Genomic DNA, 6,172 nt, shown 5'->3' with positions numbered 1-6,172 from the left:
AATCAAAAGCCTTATGTTTCAAGGCTTCTTGTCGGATTGCGTCAGACTGTATAAGCTCGTAGCGGGTTCAACTCCCGCCATCTCCACCAAATATTTTATTAAAAAATGCCACTTATATTTAAGTGGCTTTTTTTATGGCTATTTCAAAACTCACTACAGTCAGCAAAGCCTTGTATAAATTATATATGTGACCTACCTGTAGCGATCGAAATAAGTCATAATCTGCTATAGCAATAAATCCTAATTTAGACATATTAGACTTATATCTCTATCCTAACTATACTCACCCACACACATTTTACCCCTTAGGTGACGTATGAAACCAATCACATTATTTACTATAGTGTTAACCGCTACAGTATTAATGGCGAGCTTTTATCTAATTAACGCCAGTAGAGTTCAGTCGGTACCTGAAGCCCTAGCTTGTAACGCCTCCGAGCAAAATGACGTTGTACTTTATAGTGCGGTCTGGTGTGGCTACTGCAAACAAACCAAGCAACTACTAGCTAAGCACGATGTGAATTATTGCGAATACGATATAGAAAGGTCTGCTGAGGGGTATGAACAGTTTAAGATGCTGGGTGGCGACGCTGTGCCTTTGTTACAGTTTAACGGCTCAATCATTCATGGTTATAATAAATCCCTAATTGAGTCTCATATCCAAAATCAATAACAAGTAAGGCACATAAAAGCCATCAAGCTTATAGCGATAAACTTGATGGCCTACCCTATTATCCAAATTAAGTAATAACGTCAAATTAAGTAATGACTGCAGCTGATTCATTAACGCTTTAACGCTTTAAGTAATAAAAATAACGCGGTCTTAGCAGCACGAATTTGTACCGCCTGCATATCTCCGATAAAAGTTCTTTCAATAAGTTTTATTTTTTTATCTACACATAGTGCTATAAAAAATGTTTTTCTTGGTCTGCCTGAGGGAGTTATGGATACTTGAGATATCTGGCAATGGAATACCCCAATCGCATTTTTTAACTTATTTTGCTCAATAAAGTCAGTAAACTGCTGTCTTGCTAGTGCCTCAGTAATGGTTGCTTTCTCTACTTTAGTGGTGCTAACTTTTAGATTTTCATGATACATATCGGTAGTTAGTATCCGATGACTCAAGTATGCATTGGTATTTATTTCATAAACGCCAAAGTCATCTATCTTTATCTTACTTAAAGCCTGCTCTAGTGATTCATTCTCTTCACTATATAGATAGTCATTTAATAATCCACGTATCTGCTTGGCAGGCTCTAGGAACTCAGCCTCTGCTTGCTCTGGGCTATGTGCCTTCACAGTGAGTCGAATGGTAATCTCACCAATACCCGCATAGGGTGCAATTGAGACATTGTTTTGCTCAGTGATAAGCTGTTTCAGAGTATCTTCTACCGCAGACTCGCCAATATTTCCAAATTTCAAATACTTAGAATAAAGTTTTTTTCGTTCACCCAATATATTATCAATTAAAGGTTTCAACTCCTGCTCAAACATGACTTTCATTTCTCTTGGCGGACCTGGAAGCACAGCGTAATAAGTACCTTGGTGGTTGCGCACAAAGCCAACTGCCAATCCGACTTCATTTTTGAGAAGATGACTGCCTTCAATGGTATGAGCTTGTCTTTTATTAGAAGCTATAAGTGACTCACTACCGTCTTTAAACAGCTCAAGTATCTTTTTTTCAGCGCCCTCGTCAATAACCAATTTAGCGTCTGTGAACTCAGCAATGGCATCTTTTGTTAGATCATCTTCAGTGGGTCCTAATCCCCCACAACAAATAACTAGGTCAGACCGTGAGCTGGCAATCGTTAGTGCTTCTTTGACACGGGTCATATTATCGCCTACAACACCTTGAAAGTAGACATCAACACCCAAATCAGCCAACTCTTTGGCCATATACTGGGCATTGGTATTCACAATTTGACCGAGCAATATTTCTGTACCAATAGCGATAATCTCAGCTTTCATAATCACCTCTTTTTTTATTTATTAAATTTGTAATATCTATCCTAGGATATTTGTTCTATTGTAAACACTCACAGTAGCAAACAGTAGGCTCTCCTCGTTACTCTATCTCACTTAACCTTACCATTTGGCTTATTTTTCAATGCCTCAGCTTCTATTTAGTTTCTACCATCCACAAAAAAAGGCCTGACACTTCATTGTGACAGACCCTTATTTCATATTGATAGCAATACGATTTTTATATTGTTATAAATTTTAGGCAAAAAAAATGATGACCCCACTAGCACATCCTCGGCACACTGTGTATCTACTACCGTTGCTACCTTCCGGTCCTGGCGGGGTTCATAGTACAAAGTTGCGAGGCTACCAATGGAGCCACCAAGCACGTATTATACCTAAAGTTTCATTGTTTTCAAGCATATTCGGATATTTACTGTGCTCTATTTATAGACAAGACAAATGACTGATTATGCTCATAGCAAAAGCATGTTTGTGTAACAAAATTCACAGGGAAACCACTTACAGCAAATATGTAACATGATATTATTTTTGCAAATAGCCGTTCTCTGCTTATGTCTAGTAATCTAGTAAAGAGTTATGTTTATAAAATACACAAATTAAAAACTTCACAAAGCAGCTTATGACTATCGAAACTCTACTCACTATAATTTGTAAGGAATACAATAATGTCGAAGTCACTTTCTAAAACCTTATCTCAAGCTAGCATGCTAACCTTGCTAGGCGGTGCTGCCCTATTTGCTCAAGCGGCAAATGCCGAGCCTACAGGCTATAATCAAATAAGCTTTAATGTGGATGCCAACCAAGAAGTCGAAAACGATCAGGTCACCGCTACCTTATATAAGCAAGCCCAAGCCACCACTCCAAAAAGACTAGCAACCGAGCTTAATACAGCAATGAATCAAGCATTAAACACTGCTAAGCTCTACCCTACAGTGACGGCTACTACCGGGCAGCAACATACTTATCCTAAATATGATGATAAAGGTAAGATTGTGGGCTGGACAGGCACAGTTAGTATAGATTTGAAAAGTAATGATTTTGCTAAGACCAGTGATCTTGTGGCCAAACTACAAGAGAACTTAGTGGTCCAAAACATTCAATTTGGTGTCTCTGAGAAAAAACAAAAGCAACTAGAAAAAGAGCTAATTAAGAAAGCATCCCTACAATTTAAAGAACAGGCCCAATCATTGGCTGAAATTTGGGGCATGAGTGGCTATCAAGTTGTTAATGTTTCTATTAACTCAAGTGGTGGCTATCAACCACGTCCCATGATGATGATGCGTGAGGCAGCTGTAAAAAGTAGTGTTCCTGTCCAGGATTTTGAAGGGGGTAATACTAAACTTGGTGTGACAGCAAGCGGTACCATTGAGCTTATCCCATTTATGAAATAGCTGTAGTTTTATAAAATAATGGTATTGCTCTAATTTCAGCAGCAATAATAAGCAGCACTTTTAAACCAAAAACCCCAGCTCAGAGCTGGGGTTTTCTTTATACTAGCCTTTAACAATTATAAAATTATAGGCTGTAGTACATATCAAACTCTACTGGATGCACAGTGGTGTTTAGACGACGTACTTCTTCAGTTTTAAGTTCAATAAAGGCATCTAACATATCTTTAGTAAACACATCACCTTTTAGTAAGAACTCATGGTCATCTTTCAACGCTTGTAGAGCCACTTCTAAGTTCTCAGCGACCGTTGGGATAGAACCTTCTTCTTCAGGAGGTAGGTCATATAAGTTCTTGTCAGCTGCATCACCAGGATGGATTTTGTTCTGAATACCGTCAAGACCTGCCATCAATAGTGCTGCAAAGGCAAGATATGGGTTGGCAGTTGGGTCAGGGAAGCGAGCTTCAACACGAACACCTTTTGGCGAGCTTACGTATGGGATACGGATAGACGCTGAACGGTTACGCGCTGAGTAAGCTAACATGATTGGCGCTTCATAATGCGGTACTAGACGCTTATAGCTGTTAGTTGATGGGTTAACGATAGCGTTAAGGGCACGAGCGTGTTTGATAATACCACCAATGTAGTATAGGGCGGTTTCTGATAAACCAGCGTACTCGTCACCTGCGAAAGTGTTTACGCCATCTTTAGAGATTGACATGTGTACGTGCATACCTGAGCCGTTATCACCTACGATTGGTTTTGGCATAAAGGTCGCTGTTTTACCAAACTGATGGGCTACGTTATGTACCACATATTTGAACTGTTGCACTTCGTCTGCTTTACGAACCATAGTGTTGAATGACACACCGATTTCAGACTGACAAGAGGCTACTTCGTGGTGATGCACTTCTACACGGTCTGGACCCATGATGTCTTCTAGACGCTGACACATTACTGAACGAAGATCTTGTGAGCTATCTACTGGTGGTACTGGGAAGTAACCGCCTTTAACGCGTGGACGGTGAGCCATGTTGCCCCACTCGTAATCATTGTCAGTTGACCAAGCTGCTTCTTCAGCAGTAATACGGTGACGCGCACCTGACATGTCGATAGACCATTTAACGTCATCAAATACGAAGAATTCTGGCTCTGGACCAAAGAAGGCAGTATCACCGATACCTGTTGACTTTAAGTATTCTTCAGCACGGCGTGCGATTGAGCGTGGGTCACGGTCATAGCCTTGCATAGTGGTTGGCTCGATGATATCACAAGTTACTACCACAGTCGTTGCATCAAAGAATGGGTCGATAAACGCTGTTTCTGGGTCTGGACGTAAAATCATGTCAGAGGCTTCAATGCCTTTCCAGCCAGCAACAGATGAACCATCAAACATTTTACCGTCCTCTAATACATCTTCATCGATGCTTGATGCAGGGTAGCTGATGTGCTGCTCTTTACCGATCGTATCTGTAAAACGGAAATCTACCCATTTGGCGTTAGATTCTTTGATTAGATCGAATAGTTTGTTTGACATTATATGTCTCTCCATTAATTGTTCACAATGAACTTTTTTTGTGGGATAGTTTAAGCTGAACTTAATTTGAATTTATTATGCGGCACTTAGGCTTATTAGTTTCGAAAGCTGGCATATTATTTTCATTTTATCAAAAAACAGTTTAGGTAACAGTAATTTAAAACTCTAATGACAATTTAAATCCAAGTCAGCTAAGCTCAGTTCGACTTTAAGTAACCTATTGCTACTTTGATATATTAATTGTTGCAACTGCTGTGCCAACCTAAAGCAATTCTTTTTTAAAAATTAGCATTTATTGATAAATATTAGATTAAATCCTAAAAAGAAGGCAGGTACCTGCCATTATTAGGACCAAACTGGTTATTATCTAGTAAATATTGTCAAAAACAGTGCAATTACTGTTGCATTATCGCACTATTATCGTGCATATATAAATAAATTATTGTTTATTTTGGTGCATTTGAGTAAAAGCTTCTGTCAAAACTCATTTGGCGTTAACTATAATAGCTTTAGTTTCGTTACCGCCTTAGGATAGGTATAATCTGCCTTTATTGTTTTTAACCCCCTTTGACCTTAACTGCTTCGACCTTACTTTAACTTCTTCAACCTTAATTGTTGTGACCGTCCTTTATGATTTTGCTTTTAGATAATTACGATAGCTTTACTTATAATATTGTGCAGTATCTGCAACAACTTGGAGCAGAAGTAGAGGTCGCTGAAAATGATAAAGTCAGCTTGGCTGATATTGAGAAGCTCAATCCAACAGCCATTGTCCTTGGCCCAGGACCCGGAACCCCTAGTGAAGCAGGGATTACCCTACAGTGCATCAAACATTTTGCAGGCAAACTTCCCCTACTCGGTGTTTGCCTAGGACATCAAGCCATTGCTCAATATTTTGGCGCTAATATTGTTCATGCCCCACAGATTATGCATGGGCGCACCTCTCAAGTGTTTCATGACCAACGAGGAGTGTTTAAAGGTCTAGATAATCCCACAGAATTTACCCGCTATCATTCTTTAATTATTGATAAAAACTCTTTACCTGACTCCCTTATGGTTAGCGCATGGACCTCAACGCGAGCTAATAAAGAAGACTCTAGCGTCTTATATAATAAAAAAGAAGCCGACGAGATTATGGGTATCCGTCATAAGCAGCTGCCTATCGAAGGGGTTCAATTCCATCCAGAATCCATATTAAGTCAGGCGGGGCTAAAGTTATTTGAAAACTTCTTGCAGCAACATCATCTATTAAGTCACTAAC

At 39.4% G+C, this 6,172-nt stretch carries 5 protein-coding genes and 1 other RNA gene; 3 read left to right on the top strand and 3 right to left on the bottom strand.

The features are described from left to right. Positions 1-316 precede the first annotated feature (316 nt). On the top strand, positions 317-673 hold the full coding sequence (locus G561_RS13810; RefSeq protein WP_037031521.1) for a glutaredoxin family protein: 357 nt from the start codon (positions 317-319) through the stop codon (positions 671-673). A 110-nt stretch (positions 674-783) separates the two neighbouring features. On the opposite strand, the gene G561_RS0102535 is transcribed toward G561_RS13810, so the two are convergent. After that, complete coding sequence (locus tag G561_RS0102535) at positions 784-1,968, bottom strand: CinA family nicotinamide mononucleotide deamidase-related protein (RefSeq protein ID WP_028858161.1); 1,185 nt, start codon at positions 1,966-1,968, stop codon at positions 784-786. Between the two features lie 272 nt (positions 1,969-2,240). Next, positions 2,241-2,337, bottom strand: an RNA gene (ffs, locus tag G561_RS15115) — signal recognition particle sRNA small type. A 314-nt stretch (positions 2,338-2,651) separates the two neighbouring features. Between ffs and G561_RS0102530 the strand changes: the two genes are divergently transcribed. Then, positions 2,652-3,377, top strand: a complete 726-nt coding sequence (locus G561_RS0102530) for an SIMPL domain-containing protein (protein ID WP_028858160.1) — start codon at positions 2,652-2,654, stop codon at positions 3,375-3,377. 124 nt (positions 3,378-3,501) lie between these two features. Here G561_RS0102530 and glnA read toward each other — a convergent pair whose 3' ends face one another. Next, on the bottom strand, positions 3,502-4,911 hold the full coding sequence (gene glnA, locus G561_RS0102525) for a type I glutamate--ammonia ligase (RefSeq protein WP_028858159.1): 1,410 nt from the start codon (positions 4,909-4,911) through the stop codon (positions 3,502-3,504). 630 nt (positions 4,912-5,541) lie between these two features. Here glnA and G561_RS0102520 point away from each other — a divergent pair. Next, entirely contained in the window at positions 5,542-6,171 is a 630-nt protein-coding gene (locus tag G561_RS0102520) for an anthranilate synthase component II (protein WP_028858158.1), read from the top strand. The last annotated feature ends 1 nt before the right edge of the window (position 6,172 follow it).

This window comes from Psychrobacter phenylpyruvicus DSM 7000 = NBRC 102152, assembly GCF_000685805.1.
Taxonomy (GTDB): Bacteria; Pseudomonadota; Gammaproteobacteria; order Pseudomonadales; family Moraxellaceae; genus Psychrobacter; species Psychrobacter phenylpyruvicus.
This window is presented reverse-complemented; position numbering and strand designations above follow the sequence as displayed.